The following is an 18,620-nucleotide window of genomic DNA, read 5'->3' as shown; positions in this document are numbered from 1 at the left end:
TCACTCCTCCGGTGTAGCGTGTTCGCCACGCTGGATAGCCTGGATGAACTCGAGCTTCAGCAGCAGTGCCTGCATGCCTGTAACGTCGAGGCGCTCGGTGTTGTGAGAGTTGTAATCTTCGGTACGGGAAATTTTTTCCTCACCTTGCTCGACGTACTTGCTGTAGTTCAGGTCGCGCAGGTCCGGTGGCACCCGGAAGTAGTCGCCCATGTCATCGGCACACGCCATCTCCTCCCGGCTAAGCAGCGCCTCGTAGAGCTTTTCACCGTGCCGTGTACCGATTACCTGGACCGGGTGCTCGGGCGTGCCAAGCAGCGCGGTCAACGCCTTGGCCAGGGTTTCCACAGTCGCGGCAGGTGCTTTTTGCACGAACAGGTCACCGTTGTTGCCGTGCTGGAACGCATATAGCACCAGGTCCACGGCGTCTGCCAGGGTCATCATGAAACGGGTCATGTTCGGGTCGGTGATTGACAATGGTTTGCCTGCCCGAATCTGTTCGATGAACAGCGGAATCACCGACCCGCGCGATGCCATGACATTGCCGTAGCGTGTGCCGCAAATGACCGTGTTGGTCTGGTCGAGGTTGCGCGACTTGGCCACCATGACTTTTTCCATCATAGCCTTGGAAATACCCATCGCATTGATTGGGTATACCGCTTTGTCAGTGCTGAGGCAGACCACGCGTTGCACCTGGTTCTGAATCGCCGCTTCCAGAACGTTCTCAGTGCCGATGACATTGGTCTTCACGGCCTCCATCGGGTGGAATTCGCAAGAGGGGACTTGCTTCAACGCGGCCGCGTGGAAGATGTAGTCGACCCCTCGCGTAGCATTCAACACGCCCTGATAGTCCCGGACATCGCCGATGTAGAACTTCAGCTTGGCGCTGCCGTAGCGCTTGCGCATGTCGTCCTGCTTCTTCTCATCGCGGCTGAAAATGCGGATTTCGGCAATGTCGCTTTCGAGAAAACGCTTGAGTACAGCGTTGCCAAAAGATCCGGTGCCGCCAGTGATGAGGAGTGTCTTACCTTTGAACATATGATCTGACCCTTGCGACGCGCGGTGGAGGTTAGCGGGCTCGGAGAGCGGAATAAATGATGTCATCTTTCTGCTGGGCAGTCGGGTAGCTGATCAGCACAGCGCGATAGGGCCCCTTGAAAACGAAGAAACTGCCAGCTGCCACGCCGACCACACCGCACGCCTTGACCACGTTGGCCATATCTTCGAGCGAGCCTCCCCCACCCAGAATGGTGATAGGGATATGCACCGCAGCGCGCAGCTTGCTGGCCAACTCCAAGTCGTAGCCCTTCATCTTTCCGTCATTCTCGATGGAGTTGAGCACGATCTCACCTACACCAAGCTTCTCCAGTTCTTGTGCAACTTCAACCACGTTGCGCTTGGTATTACGCGTGCCGTTGTGCGTCCAGACTTCCTGATGCTTGCTCAACAAGCGCGACTTGTGGTCCAGCACGACCACGACGCTCTGGCTGCCGATTTCCTCGGCAATCTGGGTCACCAGTCCTGGATTCTCCAGCGCGGCTGAACTGATGGCCACCTTCTCGACGCCCAGCTGGATGATCTTCTTGGCTTGCTCTGCGGTGCGAATGCCCCCGCCGTAGCACAGTGGCATGCGGCACTCGGCTGCCAGCTTGGCGATCTGGGTATAGTTGGGCTCTACACCATGAGCAGTGGCATCGATATCGATCACGATCAGTTCATCGGCTTCCTTTTCGTTGAAGATCTTCACCGCATTGATGGGATCTCCGACGTACTTCGGGTCCTTGAACTTGACCGTCTTCACCAGCCCCCCGTCTTGGATGAGCAGGCATGGGATAATCCGTGGTCTTAACATTTGTCAGTTCCCGCTCACAGTTCGGCGAAGTTTTTCAGCAGGCCGACACCGAAGTGGTGGCTCTTCTCAGGGTGGAATTGAACGCCGTAGACGTTCCCGGCCTGAACGGCGCAGCTGAACTCCAGCCCGTAGGAGGACATTCCGGCGCGGTGCTGGTGCTGCTCGCAATCAAAGAAGAACGAGTGCAGGAAATAGAAGCGCGCCTCTTCTTCGAAACCCTTGAACAAGGGGTTGTCGTCGAGCGCAGTTACGTCGTTCCAACCCATGTGAGGCAACGGCAGGTCGGTGAGGTTTGGCACCGACTTGAACGACCGCACGCACCCCGGCACCCAGCCCAGGCCGGGCAGGCGCCCTTCCTCGCTGCTGTTGGCGAGAATCTGCATGCCCACGCAAATGCCAAGTACAGGAACCTTGTGCTGCTGCACCAGCTCCTCAAGGGCAGGACGCATGCCCGACGCGTCAAGCCGTTCGATCGCGTGGTCGAAGGCGCCGACGCCGGGCAGGATCAGCTTGGTTGCGCCGTCCAGTTGCGCTGCGGTTTGCGCGACCGCAACCGGAATATGCAAGCGTCGATAGACGTTGACGAAAGCCTGGATGTTGCCCAAGCCGTAATCAATGATGGTAATCATCTGAACAGCCTTCTTTCCAATCCGATGGCGCTGAGCACTCTAGCCCCAATGCCGATCAAGAAACGTTTGTTTTTGTAGTCACGGAAGGTCTTGTTCTGACCTTCGAAAATGCCCTGAAGCTCAGGCACAGTCAAGTCCAGCTTGTGCGCGACGTACTCGAACTCGGATTTCAGGAAGTTTTCGTCCATCTCAGGCTTGGCAATGCGCTCAAGGGCTGCCTCGCGGGTCAGCTGGCCTGTCATGATCAGGCTGGAAAAATGCGCGCGGCGCTTTTCGTAGCCGAACTTGCGTGGCATCCAGTAATCTTCATAAAACCGCGTGAAGCGCGACTCATGATGTTTATGCTTGAATCGCTTCCAGCCGAACAGACGCTCCAACGTGGCCTCGGCATCGGCTTTGACGTAAGGCACCAGATTGAGTGGTTTTACGATCTGCATACCGAGGATGCGCTGGTAATAAATCTTGTAGGTCATGATATCAACCAACGGGAAGCTCTTCAGTGCCCGCTTGCCGAATTGACCGTGAATATCGCCGAACAGTGTCTTGTCGATACCGGGGTAGCCGCCCCACTCTTCCGGCTCGCGGCAGCACTCCGTGGAGTAGTTCGCCCCGGTCAGGACATATTTGATCTTGTGCTGGCGTGCGAACTTGTACAGCGAGGAGAAGAAGGCGGCATCCTGCGGCAGATCCTGGTCGGAAATCTGCGAACGCAGGAACGCGACTTGCAGGTCCTTCATCTCTTCCCAGTTGATTACGTCGGTATAGAGGTCCAGACCGAGGCCATCAACCAGGCGTTCAATGTTGCCCACCGCCTGGTCAGTGTTCCAGCCTGCGTCCACGTGGAACAGCAATGGTCTCAGGCCCATTACAGTCTTTGCGATGTAGGCGGCATAGGAGCTGTCCAGGCCGCCGCTCAAGCCGATGATGCAGTCGAAATCCTTGCCTTTGCCGTGTTCTTTAATCTTTTCTGCAAGCGCCATCAATTCGGACTGGCCGCGCGCGCCGGTATCCCAATTGGGCTTGATCTCGCGCGCAAAGTTCGCGCAATACTCGCAGACACCTTGCTCATCGAACGAAATGTTCGGATCCGAGGTGTCCATGATGCATGAATTGCAAATTCTGTAACCTGCATTATTGGCGTTCATTATTGCTCTCTTGCCAAGACTTGGCGGATGACATCTGTATACTGGTGTGCCTGTGCACGGCGCGACAGGCCTTGAGCGAAATCAGATACAACGTTCGCCTTGCGCTGATAGAAATCTGCAGCACTAAAGGCTTCGAAGAAGATATCCGATGTCACGCCAATCACGTTGTTTTCGTCTGCACGGCGGAGGAACGAACCAGCCAGCGTGTCCACCGAAATATCACCCAGGACCGGTCGCCCAGCGCCAATATACTCGAAGAGTTTGGTCGTCAGGATGCCTTGCGCACTGAGTGTCTGAGTGGATGAAGTTTCGGCAAATATCAGATAGTCCGACTCGACAATCAGCCGAAGCGAATCCTGGTAGGGCACCGCAGCATGGAAGGAGAACGCCGAGTCAATAGAGGGGTACTGCTTGACCAAGGCATCCTTTATCAAGTCCGCACCACCATAATACTCAATCTGGAAGCGCTCGAATAGCTGGGGTTGACTCGCCTTCAACCGAACCAAAGCACGCATTACATTATGAGGAACGCGCCCGGGGGAGACGATACCCATGTAACGCAGCACGACTTTCTCGGGCAAAGGCGGATTGGCCCGCAACCTTGCTGCATCCAGGACTTCATGATCGTAGCCGTTCATGATGGTAGCAACGTTGGGTGACATGGTCCGGTAGTACGAACTCATCGGTTCCGAAATGGTTACCAGATGACTGGCGTTCCCCACCAACCATCTGTCGATCTTTAGCTCCAGCCATTTGGCGAAGCGACCACCCGGCATCTCATGACACTCGCTGAAGTGATCTCTGTAGTCAAGTATGCACGGCACGTTGAAGCGTTTTTTGCATATGACTGCCGCCAGCAGCAGAGGCCAGGGTGGAGAAGAACCTATCACCACATCCGCTCTGTTCAGTACCGCTTTGACTTGAGCGTTCATCATCGGGCTGAGGAACGAGATCGCAAATGGCAAGCGTGGATCAGGGACCTGGCCCAGCACGTTGAGGACAACGTCCTTGATCCGGCGCTTGAGCGAGGGCTTTTCGGTATACATGGGCTCGAACGCTCCAGAGTTCTCCTGCGAGGCGCTCACGCGCCCTAACTGATCGAGCTCGAGCACCCGGACGCCTTCAGGATAAACCTCGGTAAAGCCACCGTCAGAGGCAGTTTTTCGGGTGGTGATCACAGTCACATCATGACCATCGGCTGCCAGGTATTTGGAGATGGCCTCAACCCGCTTTGCACCAGAACTGTTCACCGGCGGGAAATAATGCACTATAAAAACGATATTCATTTCACCTGCATCCTTAACGCACCCGACAGAACGTGATTATCGGAAATTTTTTTTTCATTGCTGCCCCCTAAACCAATCCTGATTAACAAAGCATGGAGCAGCATATAGGCAAATCCATTGCTGATCAGCATACCTATCAGCGAAGCTGAATACAGGGTAAAAGCGAAAATCGGCCACAGTGACTTGAATGCAATGTCCTGAGACAACCGAAACCACCTGAACACCTGCCCAACCAGCAAACTAAAGATTATGACACCCAGCCACCCAAAGTTCACATACGCATCTGTAATGTAAACCGCATTCGCATTGGCAATCTCATTCCAGCTTCCGAATTGGTGCTGAAAAACGTAGCGTTCGATATTCACACGCTCGGCACCGGTCAGCAGGGAAATCAGCGTACTCGTCGAACCCAGCAAATAATCGTTTTTCAAGACCTCGGCCTGCACCAGCAGGGTATCGGTCGCCGTAAAAAGAGGCACTGCAAGCGCACGCCAGAGGAAGTAATCCCCGGCGCCAGAAGGGAGATACTTCGATGAAAAATACTCAGCAAGCGGAGCACCTGACGCATTTAGCTCCCCCGCCTCCCCTCCGCCCAGCGAAAGAAAAACTGCAGCGACCAGTATCGTGATCGCCAGCCCCAGACAGACCACCAGAGCTTTGAAAGACAGCCTGCCAGCCAAGGCAAAACACACCATGACGGGTAGGAAAACATTCAAAAAGAGCGATTTCTGAAGGAAGCTGATACAAAATGCGAACGCGACTATCAAGAACAGATACCGCAGGGGTGATTTTTTAAGAAACATCAGCACCAGGCTATACGGAATCAGCACCGTTGTAAAAATAGTGCTGAGGTACAGCAAAATGGTTTCAAACCCGCTCCGCCCCTTGAAAAAATCTCCTCTCTGCTGGCTTAGTTCATCAGCGCTTGCACCTTGAAGCGCACTGATCAACGGTATCGAGGGTGCGGTGTAGTAGGTATAGAAAGCAAAGATAAAAAAGAAGCTCCACACACAAAAATTGAACAGCCGACTGGGGACGATTACCCTGACAGCACCGACGCCGAACTGGCCATCTAGGACAGGCAATTTGTATCCCGCGACAAGCGCAATCAACGCCACCAGCGTCAGCACCGATAATTTCAGGAAATAGTCGCTCGCGCCGGCAAAAAAATAAAGCAAGGCAGGCATGAGGCCGTAGGTAACGCCTACCACAACCACAAATAGGTAAAACCCAAATCGTGGGGAAAACAGCTTGGCGCCGAGACTACTTTGCACTTTATCCACCCCTGCCTATAGTTGAATGGCTTGATGCTCAAGCCAAGCCTTTCAACACTTTGATGATGTTGCCGGCCGCATCGCCGTTGCCGTAAAGATTCTGTTCAAAAGCACTGGCAGTGGTCGCGCGCACGGCGTTAGCAATTTTGTCCGTCGACGCCCCTACCAAGGTATTCACGCCCCTTTGCACAAGTTCAACCCATTCGGTTTCGTCGCGCAGCGTAACGCAGTGCTTGCCATGAAAATACGCTTCTTTCTGCACGCCACCCGAGTCCGTCGCAATCAACTTGCAATTGGACTCGAGCCAGTTCATTTCAAGATAGCCAACAGGCTCAACGATGATGATGTTGTCCGCGACCTCAACACCCAGCGACTTGATTTTATTCCTGGTTCTCGGATGCAAGGGCAGAATGATGGTTTGTTGGGAACCCTCAAGCCCTTGGAGAATAGACCGCAACCTAGCTTCGGAATCGGTGTTCTCGGCCCGGTGAATGGTGCAGAGCACATATTCACCGGCATTGATATTCAACGCATCGAACCATGCGGGCTTTACCGCCTTGGATTTATAGAATTCCGTAGCGTCACACATGACATCGCCAACGATTTCAATTTTTTCCTCGGCAACCCCTTCCTTGAGCAGGTTGGCTTTCGCCACGTCCGTCGGAGCAAACAGGACGGTCGACACGTGATCAGTCAGTAAACGGTTGATTTCCTCAGGCATGGCGCGGTTATAGGAACGCAGGCCGGCTTCTACGTGTGCGATTGGGATATGCAGCTTGACCGCAGCAATTGCACCCGCCAGCGTACTGTCCGTGTCGCCATAGACAAGCACCCAATCTGGCTTCTCCTTGAGCATCAACGCTTCCAGCTGCTCAATCATCCGTCCAGTATTCTGCCCGTGGGTACCACCGCCCAGTCCCAGACTGTACGTAGGCTTGGGAATACTCAATTCATCAAAGAACACATCCGACATGTTGCTGTCATAGTGCTGCCCCGTGTGTACCAGGACCTCTTTCACCGGAAAGTCAGCGCTAGCCAGGGCCCTGGACAGTACCGCTGCCTTGATGAACTGTGGCCTGGCACCAACAACAGTAAAAACTTTCATGCAAATACCCTCAAGATTCAAGCCAGCCGACGCTTTAGTATCCGCAGCGTCACAACGACATTAATCACGTACATCACAAACATCAGCACACTAAAACTCAGCAGAGCTTCGACAAAACTGAAGCCTGAGAGCGCAACCATCAAGAATCCAAGATTGGGCACGCACAACCTGAAAAAGTCCCATAGCAACTGCACATCTTGCCGTTCGATGACGTTCAGCGTCTGACTCAATGGTGACACCACAAACTGGCCAAAGAATAACGGGACAAGCACCACCATGAGGACGGCAGCTTCAGACCAGGTAGAACCAAATATGAACTCCACAGAATAGAACAGGCATACCCCCGCGCCCGATACGATTGGCAATCCTAGCAGAGCCAAGTTTCGCAGCGCTTTTCTGTAAAAGACGATGACCTGATCTGGAGAGGTTTCGACAACCCGAGGGATTTCCGCAAGGTAGACATTCGCAATAGCCGTACCGAGAAAGGCCATGGGCACCCCCATGGCACGCTGGGCGAGGGCGAACAAACCCGCTTCATGCATGCCAAATGCATAGATGATAACGAAAGGCGAGACATTCAGTGCCGCCGCATTCAACAGCGCAGCTGGCGCCGCCATCACCGGAAACCGTTTATATTTTTTCGCCAGTGCCACTAGCCGCAGTCTACTCGGGCTGCTGCGCCCGCGGAACGCCTTGATGACGATTCTCGCTCCTGCGGCGCCCTGGCTAATCACATACCCGAGGATGAGTGCGCCGCTGCCAAGCGCAGCGAGTCCCGCTGATACTTGCAGCACAGATTGAACGACACTCCGCTGAATGTTGGCTGCAGTCAGCCCGGAAAAGTCCTTGTTGCGGATTGCCAGGTAACTGGCAATTTGAAATGCCCCGGCAAACAACAGTCCCGGCGGAATAAACCAGCAATAACCCGGCAGCTCAACGAACGGTGTTAGCCAAGCAACGACGATCAGAAGAGTCGCCGCCAAGCCAAGTCCCCCCAAGACACAAAACGAGAGCACGGCCACTTCAAACGCCTGCTTCGCCGATTTGGCCTGGGGAATGGCCAGCTCATATTTCAGGGAGGCAAGCGCTATGAGAATCGTGAGCACCGACGTGAACGCGACAAGAACCCCGAAGCTTTCCGGGCTAAACAGCCTGGTCAGCAACGGGGTAACGGCAACGATCAGTCCCTGCGAGACCAGAGCGCCTCCCGCCACCAATAATACCGAGCGAACAAACCCCGTATTCAACCTGGAATAGAACCGGGCGCTCATCACTTTAGTGCTGCAGCCACAAGTTCAACATCATCATCGGTCAGGTAAGGGTGCATCGGCAGGCTCAACACCTGCTCTGCAACCTCATCACCCACGACAAGACTGACCTCGCTGTCCATTACTGCGGGCTGCTTGTTCAGAGGGATAGGATAGTGAACAACGCTCGGGACCCCGGCGCGCCGCAGTTTCTCCTGGACCTCCGCCCGATCATTCACGCGGATCGTGTACTGCGCGTAAACACTGGTAGCGTGCGCTTCCACATGAGGAATGCTCAGGATGTCAGCACCCTGCAACCGAGAAGCATAGCGTTGTGCGACATTTTGGCGAAGCGCTACTTCATCCGCAAAAATATCGAGTTTCTGCAAGAGTATTGCAGCCTGCAGGGTATCCAGTCGGCTGTTCATACCGATACGAATATGGTGGTAACGCCTGTCCTGACCATGTCGGGCAATTTGCCGTAACACAATAGCCAGGTCATCATCACTGGTAAACATGGCGCCACCGTCGCCGTAGCAACCCAATGGTTTACTCGGAAAAAAACTGGTACACGCAACTTTGCTCAAGTTACCCGAGCGTTTGCCCTTGTAGCTTGCACCGAAACTTTGGGCAGCGTCTTCAATTACCGGTATACCGTACTTATCCGCGATTGCGTTGATAGCATCGAAGTCAGCACATTGGCCGTACAAGGACACAGGGATGATTGCCTTGGTCTTTTTAGTGATACTGCTTTCTAGCAAGCGCGGGTCAAGATTATATGTTTTTTTATCAATATCCACATAGACAGCTTTAGCTCCGAGCACCGCAGCAGCTTCAGCGGTAGCAATGTAGCTAAAGCCTGGAGTAATGACTTCATCACCCGCCTTGACACCCACGGCCATCAGGGCAATCTGCAGGGCATCAGTGCCATTCGCGCAGGTGATGCAATGCTTGGCGCCTACAAACGACGCCAGCTTTGCCTCGAGCTCGGCCACTTCGGGGCCTAGTATATATTGGCCATGGCTCATGACGCGCTGGATGGCAGCATCCAGCGAGTCTTTGATACGCGCCTGTTGTTTTTTCAGGTCGATGAACTCGATCATTTCGAAACTTCCATTTTGTGCAGAATGCTTCCTTCCAGCGTGTAGCGAGCACCGCTGTGTTCGCACAATACCACTCCGCTACCCGACACCGGCAAGTCCAGCTGCTCACCGAATTCGCTCATCCAGCCGATCTGCCGGGCGGGCACCCCCACCATGAGGGCATAATCCGGTACGTCACGATTTATCACCGCACCGGCCCCAATGAATGCGAATTCACCGATCGTGACCCCACAGACAATCGTGCAGTTCGCCCCAAGGGTCGCGCCCTTCTTCACCCGGGTATCCCGGTACTGGTCCTTGCGTTCGATGAGCGAACGCGGGTTGTAGACATTGGTGAAAACCATGCTTGGACCACAGAATACGCCTTCCTCAAGCGTGACGTTGTCATACACAGACACGTTGTTCTGAACCTTGCAACGGTCGCCGATCACGACCTTGTTGCCGACAAAGACGTTTTGCCCGAGAGAGACCCCCGAGCCGATCCGGGCACCGCCGCAGACATGCACGAAATGCCACACGCGCGAGTCTTTGCCGATCTGCGCGCCTTCATCGACGATTGCACTGGGATGCTGATAATGATTCATTGCTTGAGACTCACGCTGGATTGAGTTTGGTCGAACAGCCGTTTCAGCTGTTCACCTGCAAAATGCCCGTAGCGACGCGCGCCGATTTCATTCAGATGGTGAGTGTCTTGGTAGATAAGCTCGCCATGCTCGTAGGGCGCATCAGCAAAAAAGCCCGACCGGGAGAAATCCACATACTGCACGCCTGGCCTCCCCGCAGCGAGCCTTTCCACCTGCGTGTTGGCGACCCGCCACTCCTCATTGAAGGCCAGACCGGCCGGCAGCCCAAGCTCCCGAAACCTGCGTACCCTTTGTACATCGGAGCGAAACATCGGCACCTGCCCCATAATTACGACCTGCTTGTGCGCTGATGCAGCATCATCCAGAAACCTCTGCAGCGCTTTGACAAATGCAGGATTCGGCATCTGGTATTGCCACATTCCGGCGACGATTACCTTGTCCATTGTCGCCAGCGCCTGTTTCACTGCGATGATCTGCTCACGGCAAGCGAGCTGCGCGTACTCAGGAAGTCGCTCTACATCGAAACCCGGGATTGGCACACAGCTGCTGGCAGTAAGCACGCGGTAAGCAATGCCCTGCTCGCTGCCCGCCTGATCAAAGAAGTAGTTGAGTTGGGCAGCGTGGCTGTCACCAATTACCAGAACTGAGGGAGCGACGCTGGCCAGGCCGCGCTTGCATTCACCCACTTGCTGCCCGTGGCAAATCAGCTCAGGGGCTGCATATCGAGCCTGTTCGATCGGTACCGGGCCAACCATCACCGAGTTGAGCCGGGCACTCAGCAAGGCAATCGCCGTGATGCCGAGTACTGCAAGTGCAGCCGTCGGCGCTAGGCGACGAAAGCCGGACAACACACGCACCGGCTCCTCGACAAATCGACAGGAAATCCACGCCAGCGCAAACGACGCTACCAGCGCGACCGACAACCACTGCATGCCGAGTTCATTCTGGCCTGTGTAGTAGCGAAGAAACGCCAGGACCGGCCAATGCCACAGGTACAGGGAGTAGGAAATGCCACCGATCCACACCATCCCTGGTGTGGACAAAAGCGTGTTGACCGCACTGCGTCGCGCTGCGATCAGCAGCGCCGTTCCGGTGCATGGCGCCAGCGCCCATAACCCAGGGAACTGGGTTTTATCTACCAGAACGAAGCTGGCGGCAAGCAAGCCCAAGCCCAGCACGCCTAACAGTGACGACACAGCTGTGGTTAACTCACGGTCTCGCATACCGAGCGCTACCACACCCCCGATCAGAAATTCAGGTGCACGGGCAAGTAGCGAAAAATACTCCCGGCCCTGCCCCATCAGCACGCTCCGACTGCTCCACACGAGCAGAAGGACCGACAGCACCGCGAGCCCAGGCAAGCGCCAGGAACGGGGCAGACAAAGCAGAACAAATGGGAAGATCAAATAGAATTGCATCTCTATCGCGAGCGACCAGGTATGCAATAGCGGTAGCTCTTCTGCACGAGGAGCGAAATAGCTGCCAAAGTCGGCGAAATACAGGTTGCTAGCAAAGACAGCTGCCGACTTCGAACTCTGATGGAAAAACGTGAAGTCTGCAGGTAGCAGAAGGACTGACGACACAACGCTGACCACAGCCAGCATGACTGCATAGGCGGGAACGATGCGCTTGAAACGGTTCAGGTAAAAGTCAGCCAAGCGAATCTTTTGCCCCGGCTCCGTCAATAGCGCAGTGATGATAAAACCCGAAATAACAAAAAATACATCGACCCCAACGAACCCCGCTGGAAGCCATGCGCTGTCCATGTGGTAGGCAAGAACTGCCAGAACCGCTACCGCACGCAAACCCTGAACGTCCAGGCGCATGTGTTTGCGCGCCCGTAACGAGCTCCATTCCTGCGGCGATGTTTCATTGTTATTGGACAAGCTGGCCAAGACCTTGCAAAGGGTAGCGCAAGAAAAAAGGCGGCCCGGCGGCCGCCCGGTATCATGCCTGTTTCAGCGGGAGAGACTCAGCACGAAAGGATGTGCCTCGTTGTCCTTCGCCTGAGCGATAGCTGAACTACGAATCACGTTCACAGTCTCCACGCAATGGCGAGCGTCCTCGATGCCGTAACCACGGCCGGCCAGGATTTCCTCATAGCTGGTTGTATGCAGGTCCGTGAAACCTTCGGAAAACTCCATCTCCTCGCCATCTACGGTGATGGAGCGATAGGTAGGCTTCTTACCTTTGACGGACTCAGGCAGGTCATCGGCATCCACCGAAAGGAACCAGCGCACGCGTGCCTTCTCGTATTCGAGGTAGCCGGCGGCCTTGTGCTCCGATGAATAATGTACGACGTTGCGCTGCAGCTTGCCGAATATGAAGTGCAGCATGTCGTAGAAGTGGACGCCAATATTGGTGGCGACGCCAAACGACTTGCGAGGGTCCCCTTTCCAGCTTTTTAGGTACCACTTGCCGCGCGAAGTGATATAGGTCAGATCTACTTCGTACTTGTGCTCACGATGCGCTGCCGCAACTTTTTCCTTCAGCTTGATGATCGCCTGGTGATGACGCAGCTGCAGGATATTGTAGAGGCGCTTGCCGGTCTCTTTTTCGATGAGAGAAAGCTGATCGAGCATTTCTGGTGTTGGTACCAACGGCTTTTCGCAGATCACATCGCAACCCAAGCGCAGCCCCGCGGCGATGTGCGGGTAATGCAAGTAGTTTGGAGAGCAGATGGCGACATAATCCAGCGCGGTCGCAGCATCTCGCTTCAGACCATTAGCATGCTCGAGGAAAAATTCAAACTCGGTGAAAAACTCGCTCTGCGGCGAGATGCTGTCGATGATACCGACCGAATCATTGATGTCGTAAGCGGATACCAGGCGGTTGCCGGTGTCCTTGATAGCCCGCATGTGTCGCGGAGCAATGTAGCCGGCAGCGCCGATCAGTGCAAAATTCTTCATGAACCGTCCTTACCAAACAGTTGAACCCGCCCGGTACCGAGCCCCAGGCGGATAGGCAAAACTACCTGCGGCTCACGCCTTTATGATGTGGGCTGCGGGAGCACGGTATTTGCCACGGCTGTCCACGATCAACTTGGCCTTGGCCTCGATCAACGCGTAATCGAACTTGTCGTGGTCGGTCGCCAATACCACCGCATCGAAGGAAGCCAGGTTTTCTGGAGTCAAGGGCTCGCTGCGAAGGTCAAAGTGATGTTCGCGCATCTTCGGGAAGACCGGCACATGGGGGTCGCTGTAGGCAACCACGCCACCTTTAGCCTCGATCAGTTCCATGATTTCTACCGAGGGCGACTCGCGCATGTCATCGACATTTTTCTTGTAGGCAATGCCCAGGACGAGAATTCGGCTACCTTTCAGCGCCCTGCCAGCCTCGTTCAGCCCATCCATCAGTTTGCCGAGGACGTATTCCGGCATTGCCTGGTTGACCTCACCCGACAGCTCGATGAAGCGGGTATTTACACCGTATTCACGCGCTTTCCAGGTCAGATAGAAGGGATCGATCGGAATGCAATGGCCGCCAAGCCCAGGGCCGGGATAGTAGGCAGTGAAACCAAATGGCTTGGTGGCTGCGGCATCGACCACTTCGAAGATGTCGATGCCCATGCGATCAGCGACGATCTTCATTTCATTCACTAGGCCGATATTTACTGCCCGATGAATGTTTTCCAAAAGCTTTGTCATTTCAGCAGCCTTGGTGGAGCTTACCGGTACGACTTTTTCAATGGCCTGATCATACAAAGCGATCCCCACATCCAGGCAGGCTGGTGTGTGCCCGCCGATGACCTTGGGAATTGTGCGTGTTTCAAAGTTGGCATTGCCAGGATCTTCACGCTCCGGCGAATAGACTAGGAAAATATCTTCGCCTACTTTCAAGCCATTTTCCTGAACGCGCGGCAGAAGTTCCTCTTCCGTGGTTCCCGGATAGGTAGTACTTTCCAGTGAAACCACCTGCCCTGCCCGTAAATAAGGCTTTATGGCATCTGTGGTGTTAATGACAAAGCTCATGTCAGGTTCGCGGTATTTGTTCAGCGGCGTTGGCACACACAGAATCAATGCGTCGCACTGGCTGACACGACTAAAGTCCGTGGTAGCCTCGAACCCCTGCTGCCGAGCAGCAGAAATTCGCTCACTGGAAATATGCTCAATGTAGCTTTGCCCAGCATTCAGGCGCTCGACTTTTACTTTATCAATGTCTATACCTAAAACATTGAAGCCGATTGCGTTATAACGCAGCATCAGCGGCAGCCCAACATATCCGAGCCCCACAATACCGATCAGGGCTGTTTTACCCTGAAACTTCTCAACTGCCTGCTTTCTGATATCCATCATTCGCGCGAACCACCCTTCTATATTACCCGCCTGCACAGATGACAGGAGGCGGGGTGTTTAAGATATCCATTTCATCCTACGACGGGATGAACCCAGCTGAAGCAGTTCCCGCGACTCAAGGCTGAGACCCGCCATAGGTTGGCAACGACAACCCGCCAGCGGATTCTACCCGCCACACTGCAGGGCATCCACATTACACCGTTGCGAACCCTGGCGTCATCAAAACAGGTTTCTTGCACCCCTCAACCGTTCACCGGGCGCCACCTAACATTCTTTTGTATATGAATCAAAGAGATGCATGTATTAGTGAGAGATGGTCCGACTCAACTTGGGCGACGCCGACTCCAGAGCTCTCTGCCGATTGCAAGCATGACACCCGCGCCCAACCCCAAAACTGCGCTAAGCGCGACGATCAATGCCTTTCTTGGTTTGACCGGACGATCCGGTAGCTCCACAGCCCCGTCCTGCTCAAAAACCTGAATGACCGCTGGGTCAAGCTTCAAATTACGATAGAACATGACGCTCTCTTGCAAAGGGCGAAGTCCACGGATGAATGGGTCATCCGAGGTACGCGCTAGAAGGTTCGAGATTTCCGACTCCAGCGCTCTGCTCCCGCGCATGTAGGTGAGTGACCCTCCCATCGCAGCCGAGACCTCATCAGTTAACGATTGCGAGATGACTGGCGGTTTCTCCAAGCCTATGGATTTGGCGACGACCAAGGCCTCCTTCAGCTGGGCGATGCGGTCTTCCCTCTCCCGAAGAGCACTGGCCTTCATGGCATCGATCTGAGTCTGCAGGTTGTCAGCCTTGATCAACATGTCACTGCGGTTGCTTTCTAGCACCTCATGCTTGGCATTACCTGCAGCCAGCTCGTTATAAGCCACCACCCACTTTGCCGCCTGCTCAGGGTCGGCGGTAGAAGCGGTAACCGCGTAACGCGTGGTTGAACCTTTGCCTGCCGGCGCCACGGTCAACACATTGGCAAATTCGCTATACAACGAGTCGCGCGAGCCCTGCCGACGTTCCTGGTCTAGGCTTGGCAGATAAACATCACGGAAAAACTTGTTGCGCACACCCTCTGACTGCAATGCCTGAAGGTGAGTGTCATACACGTCTTTTACCGTCAGGTGGGCCAAGCCCGACTCACCGCCACGGCCGTAATTCAGCTGAGCAATATCGTTCTGGCTGGGAGGCTCTACGAACAGCCTCGCCTCATATACCGGGGTCGCCAGCAATGCATAAGCAACGCCCACTGAAACAATCGGCGCAGCGACCAAACCCACCCACACCTTCTGGCGCCATACTCCCTGTATCAGTTCGACAAGTTCAATTTCATCATCACGATTCGGGCGCTGAGGGTCGTTAAGCATTTATTCTGATTATCCTGGGGTCCGTCAAACATCATTCAAACACCGACCTCACCCGAAGCGCGGGCCACTCGCCAGCGATTTGGCTTCATCAGGGCGGTCGAGATCGAGCGTAGGGTCAATCTGCCTTCATACTCTGCCTGATTCCACCCTACCCGGCACGTCCGGTCAAGATGAATGAAACGAACACGGTTGGAGCTCAGAAGATATTAGTGGTTCCCAACTAGATTAACTCCCTGTGAAATTCTGCTAAATGGTCAATCAGGTATGGAAACACACGCGCCTCGTGTACCGCATGCAAACGCTTGCTTGAGGGCCGATGCCAGCAGGATCTTCGATCTTCGCTCGCCGTGCACCAGCACTATTTTTTCAGGCGCACGCTGCATTCCGTCAACAAATCCAAGCAAACCCGCTTGATCCTTATGCCCTGAGTATCCCGGTAGTGTCCTGACTTTCGCCCGCACCTCATACATCTGCCCATCCAGATCAACCTGCTCAACCCCCTGCGCAGCTTCACTGGCCTGTATAACCGCCCCAGGCGTGCCCTTACCCTGGTACCCCACAAACATCACCTCATGCCGTGCATCCCCCAGCATGGCCTTGAGGTAGTTGACGATACGCCCACCCGAACACATGCCGTTGCCGGCAATCACGATCGCTGGCCGCCCGGTACTCTTCAGGTAGTTGACCACCTGCTGGTGACGGGCATGGCTGTCCACGCTGATCAGCTGGCTGAAACCAAGCGGGTCGCGCCCTTCGACGAGGCGCGCCCTCGCTTCGGCGCTCCAATATTCATGCAGCTCGCGGTACACGCCAGTGATGCGCTGGGCCAAGGGTGAATCAAGGATAATCGGCAATTGTGACCAATTGAGGGGATCCTCCTCAGAGCCATGGCCGGCTGAGCCCAGCAAGGCCTTGCGGTGAAGAATGTCTTCGAGCTCGTACAGCAGCTCTTGGGTGCGGCCCAGGCTGAATGCAGGAATCAGGACAGTGCCCTGGTCGGCCAGGGCGCGGTCAATGGCAGCTTCCAGACGCTGGCGTCGGTCACCTGCAGGCGGGTGCAGGCGGTCGCCGTAGGTGCTTTCGAGTACCAGCACGTCAGCCCGCTCCGGTGGCTGCACGGGCCGCAGCATGGGGTTGCTGCAAGCGCCCAGGTCACCGGAGAACACGTAACGGCTGTTGGCATGCTCCCGCTGGATATCACACTCGACATAAGCCGAGCCCAGCAGGTGCCCGGCACGCTGGAGGCGAATGCGGCAGGTCAGGCCGGGGCGTTCGAGCAGCATGTGCCAGCGCTCGAACGGCAGCGGCACGACAAGGCTGCGCACCAGGTCGAGATAACGCGCCACCAGCGCAGGCTTTCTGCTGATGCCCAGCCTGAAGGCATCTTCCAGCACCAGCGGCAATAAACGGGCGGAGGGCTCGCTGCACAGGATGGGGCCGCGGTAGCCAGCAGCCAGCAGTGCCGGGATCCGACCAACGTGATCAAGATGAACATGGGTGACGACCAGCGCCTGGATGCCTTGTACATCGAAACCAAGCGCCGCAGACTCGGCGCCTGGCGCGGCCTCGGCCCCCTGCTCCAGGCCGCAGTCGACCAGCAGGCTACTGGACGGGGCAAGGTGCAGCTGGTGGCAAGACCCGGTGACGCCACGGGTACCGCCGTGATGGGAAAGGCTGGGGTATTGCATGCTGCACGCGTTCGCCTGAGCCGAAGAGGTGCCCTATTACCCCATGACGGCCGGCACATGCATAGGTGAGACTTTCCTATGTGTGCGTAGGAATTTTCGCTAGTTACCGCTCAACGCGGCCTGTCGGGCAGACGCCCTGATCTTGCGCTTGCTGCGCTGCACGCCGTAGGCACCTAGCAATGGCCCGACCGCCAGGCCGAGGACCAGGGCAGCCAACACCACCACGGCAACCGGCATTGCCGGGGCGGCCCAGCCGAACAGGACCAACGACACGGTCTGCTGGTTTTCCAGCACAAAGAACAGCACCACAGCCGCCAACAGCAGCACAAACACCGCCGCCAGGGCGCGCTTGAGGTTACGCATCAGATTGCTCCTTGATGATCAGGCTTCCGCCTCGTCTTCTTCATTGACCCGGTCGCGCAGCTCTTTGCCGGGCTTGAAGTGCGGCACAAACTTGCCTTCGAGGCTGACCGACTGCCCCGTCTTGGGGTTACGACCCACACGAGGGGCCCGATAGTGCAGCGAGAAGCTGCCAAAACCGCGGATCTCGATGCGATCACCGGTCGCCAGGCACTGTGACATCTGCTCAAGCATAGTCTTGATGGCCAGCTCCACGTCCTTGGACGAAAGCAGCCCTTGATGGGTGACAATACGTTCGATCAGCTCCGACTTCGTCATATTTTTCCCTTCGTTATCAAGCAGCTAGATCATTGCTTAACCAGTTTGTAGCACGCCGGGAGAGATTTGAACAGGGTGGATCTTGACTTAATAAAAAAATTCAAGATTGAAGTAATTCAAGAATGGTCTACACCGTGAACCCCGGCTAAGCCGGCGCCATCCACCGCGACGCCTGATTCGCGGGTGAACCCGCTCTCACAACGGGCGGTGTTGGCCGGATGTGAGCGTGAGCCTGCGCCATCTGTGTAGCACAGCCCGCAAACCCACCGCATTCGGTGTGGGAGCCGCGCTTGCCGGCGATGGGCCGCGCAGCGGCCCCAACGTTTCAAGTCACTCAAAATTCGTCAGAATGGTGTCGCTTGCATGG

The 18,620-nt window shown here is 55.5% G+C and carries 17 protein-coding genes; all 17 read right to left on the bottom strand.

What is annotated here, in order from left to right; genetic code table 11:
* On the bottom strand, nt 1-1,035 hold the full coding sequence (locus AC5O5I_RS06420) for a polysaccharide biosynthesis protein (RefSeq protein WP_172227386.1): 1,035 nt from the start codon (nt 1,033-1,035) through the stop codon (nt 1-3).
* 31 nt (nt 1,036-1,066) lie between these two features.
* Nucleotides 1,067-1,849, bottom strand: coding sequence for an AglZ/HisF2 family acetamidino modification protein (locus AC5O5I_RS06415; protein WP_172227372.1), 783 nt, complete (start codon nt 1,847-1,849; stop codon nt 1,067-1,069).
* A gap of 14 nt (nt 1,850-1,863) precedes the next feature.
* Nucleotides 1,864-2,478, bottom strand: coding sequence for an imidazole glycerol phosphate synthase subunit HisH (gene hisH / locus AC5O5I_RS06410; RefSeq protein ID WP_172227374.1), 615 nt, complete (start codon nt 2,476-2,478; stop codon nt 1,864-1,866).
* Entirely contained in the window at nt 2,475-3,623 is a 1,149-nt protein-coding gene (locus AC5O5I_RS06405; protein ID WP_172227376.1) for an N-acetyl sugar amidotransferase, read from the bottom strand. The genes hisH and AC5O5I_RS06405 overlap by 4 nt, the downstream gene beginning before the upstream one ends.
* Nucleotides 3,623-4,909 (bottom strand): glycosyltransferase, encoded by a 1,287-nt coding sequence (locus AC5O5I_RS06400; RefSeq protein WP_172227378.1) that lies wholly within the window; start codon nt 4,907-4,909, stop codon nt 3,623-3,625. The genes AC5O5I_RS06405 and AC5O5I_RS06400 overlap by 1 nt, the downstream gene beginning before the upstream one ends.
* Nucleotides 4,906-6,183, bottom strand: a complete 1,278-nt coding sequence (locus tag AC5O5I_RS06395) for a hypothetical protein (RefSeq protein WP_172227379.1) — start codon at nt 6,181-6,183, stop codon at nt 4,906-4,908. The genes AC5O5I_RS06400 and AC5O5I_RS06395 overlap by 4 nt, the downstream gene beginning before the upstream one ends.
* 37 nt (nt 6,184-6,220) lie before the next feature.
* A complete protein-coding gene (gene wecB, locus AC5O5I_RS06390; protein ID WP_172227381.1) occupies nt 6,221-7,288 on the bottom strand; it encodes a non-hydrolyzing UDP-N-acetylglucosamine 2-epimerase in 1,068 nt (355 codons plus the stop codon).
* A 17-nt stretch (nt 7,289-7,305) separates the two neighbouring features.
* Nucleotides 7,306-8,559: an oligosaccharide flippase family protein gene (locus AC5O5I_RS06385; RefSeq protein ID WP_172227383.1), complete on the bottom strand. Its 1,254-nt coding sequence runs from the start codon at nt 8,557-8,559 to the stop codon at nt 7,306-7,308.
* Entirely contained in the window at nt 8,559-9,638 is a 1,080-nt protein-coding gene (locus tag AC5O5I_RS06380; RefSeq protein WP_172287316.1) for a DegT/DnrJ/EryC1/StrS family aminotransferase, read from the bottom strand. Before AC5O5I_RS06380 ends, AC5O5I_RS06385 begins: the two co-directional genes overlap by 1 nt.
* Nucleotides 9,635-10,222: a UDP-2-acetamido-3-amino-2,3-dideoxy-D-glucuronate N-acetyltransferase gene (gene wbpD / locus AC5O5I_RS06375; protein WP_172231923.1), complete on the bottom strand. Its 588-nt coding sequence runs from the start codon at nt 10,220-10,222 to the stop codon at nt 9,635-9,637. Before wbpD ends, AC5O5I_RS06380 begins: the two co-directional genes overlap by 4 nt.
* Entirely contained in the window at nt 10,219-12,048 is a 1,830-nt protein-coding gene (locus AC5O5I_RS06370) for an acyltransferase family protein (RefSeq protein WP_172231929.1), read from the bottom strand. The genes wbpD and AC5O5I_RS06370 overlap by 4 nt, the downstream gene beginning before the upstream one ends.
* Before the next feature lie 132 nt (nt 12,049-12,180).
* On the bottom strand, nt 12,181-13,131 hold the full coding sequence (gene wbpB / locus AC5O5I_RS06365; protein ID WP_172231926.1) for a UDP-N-acetyl-2-amino-2-deoxy-D-glucuronate oxidase: 951 nt from the start codon (nt 13,129-13,131) through the stop codon (nt 12,181-12,183).
* Between the two features lie 72 nt (nt 13,132-13,203).
* Nucleotides 13,204-14,514, bottom strand: coding sequence for a UDP-N-acetyl-D-glucosamine 6-dehydrogenase (gene wbpA, locus AC5O5I_RS06360; RefSeq protein ID WP_372242981.1), 1,311 nt, complete (start codon nt 14,512-14,514; stop codon nt 13,204-13,206).
* A gap of 326 nt (nt 14,515-14,840) precedes the next feature.
* Complete coding sequence (locus AC5O5I_RS06355) at nt 14,841-15,887, bottom strand: LPS O-antigen chain length determinant protein WzzB (protein WP_172288474.1); 1,047 nt, start codon at nt 15,885-15,887, stop codon at nt 14,841-14,843.
* A 254-nt stretch (nt 15,888-16,141) separates the two neighbouring features.
* Entirely contained in the window at nt 16,142-17,575 is a 1,434-nt protein-coding gene (locus tag AC5O5I_RS06350; protein ID WP_172232336.1) for an MBL fold metallo-hydrolase RNA specificity domain-containing protein, read from the bottom strand.
* 99 nt (nt 17,576-17,674) lie between these two features.
* Nucleotides 17,675-17,938, bottom strand: a complete 264-nt coding sequence (locus AC5O5I_RS06345) for a lipopolysaccharide assembly protein LapA domain-containing protein (RefSeq protein ID WP_172288947.1) — start codon at nt 17,936-17,938, stop codon at nt 17,675-17,677.
* An 18-nt stretch (nt 17,939-17,956) separates the two neighbouring features.
* Complete coding sequence (gene ihfB / locus AC5O5I_RS06340) at nt 17,957-18,253, bottom strand: integration host factor subunit beta (protein ID WP_003252675.1); 297 nt, start codon at nt 18,251-18,253, stop codon at nt 17,957-17,959.
* Nucleotides 18,254-18,620: the final 367 nt, after the last annotated feature.

It is taken from the genome of Pseudomonas sp. 9_2_1 (assembly GCF_059295275.1).
The sequence above is the reverse complement of the archived record's forward strand: the minus strand, read 5'-3'. Positions and strand labels throughout refer to the sequence as shown.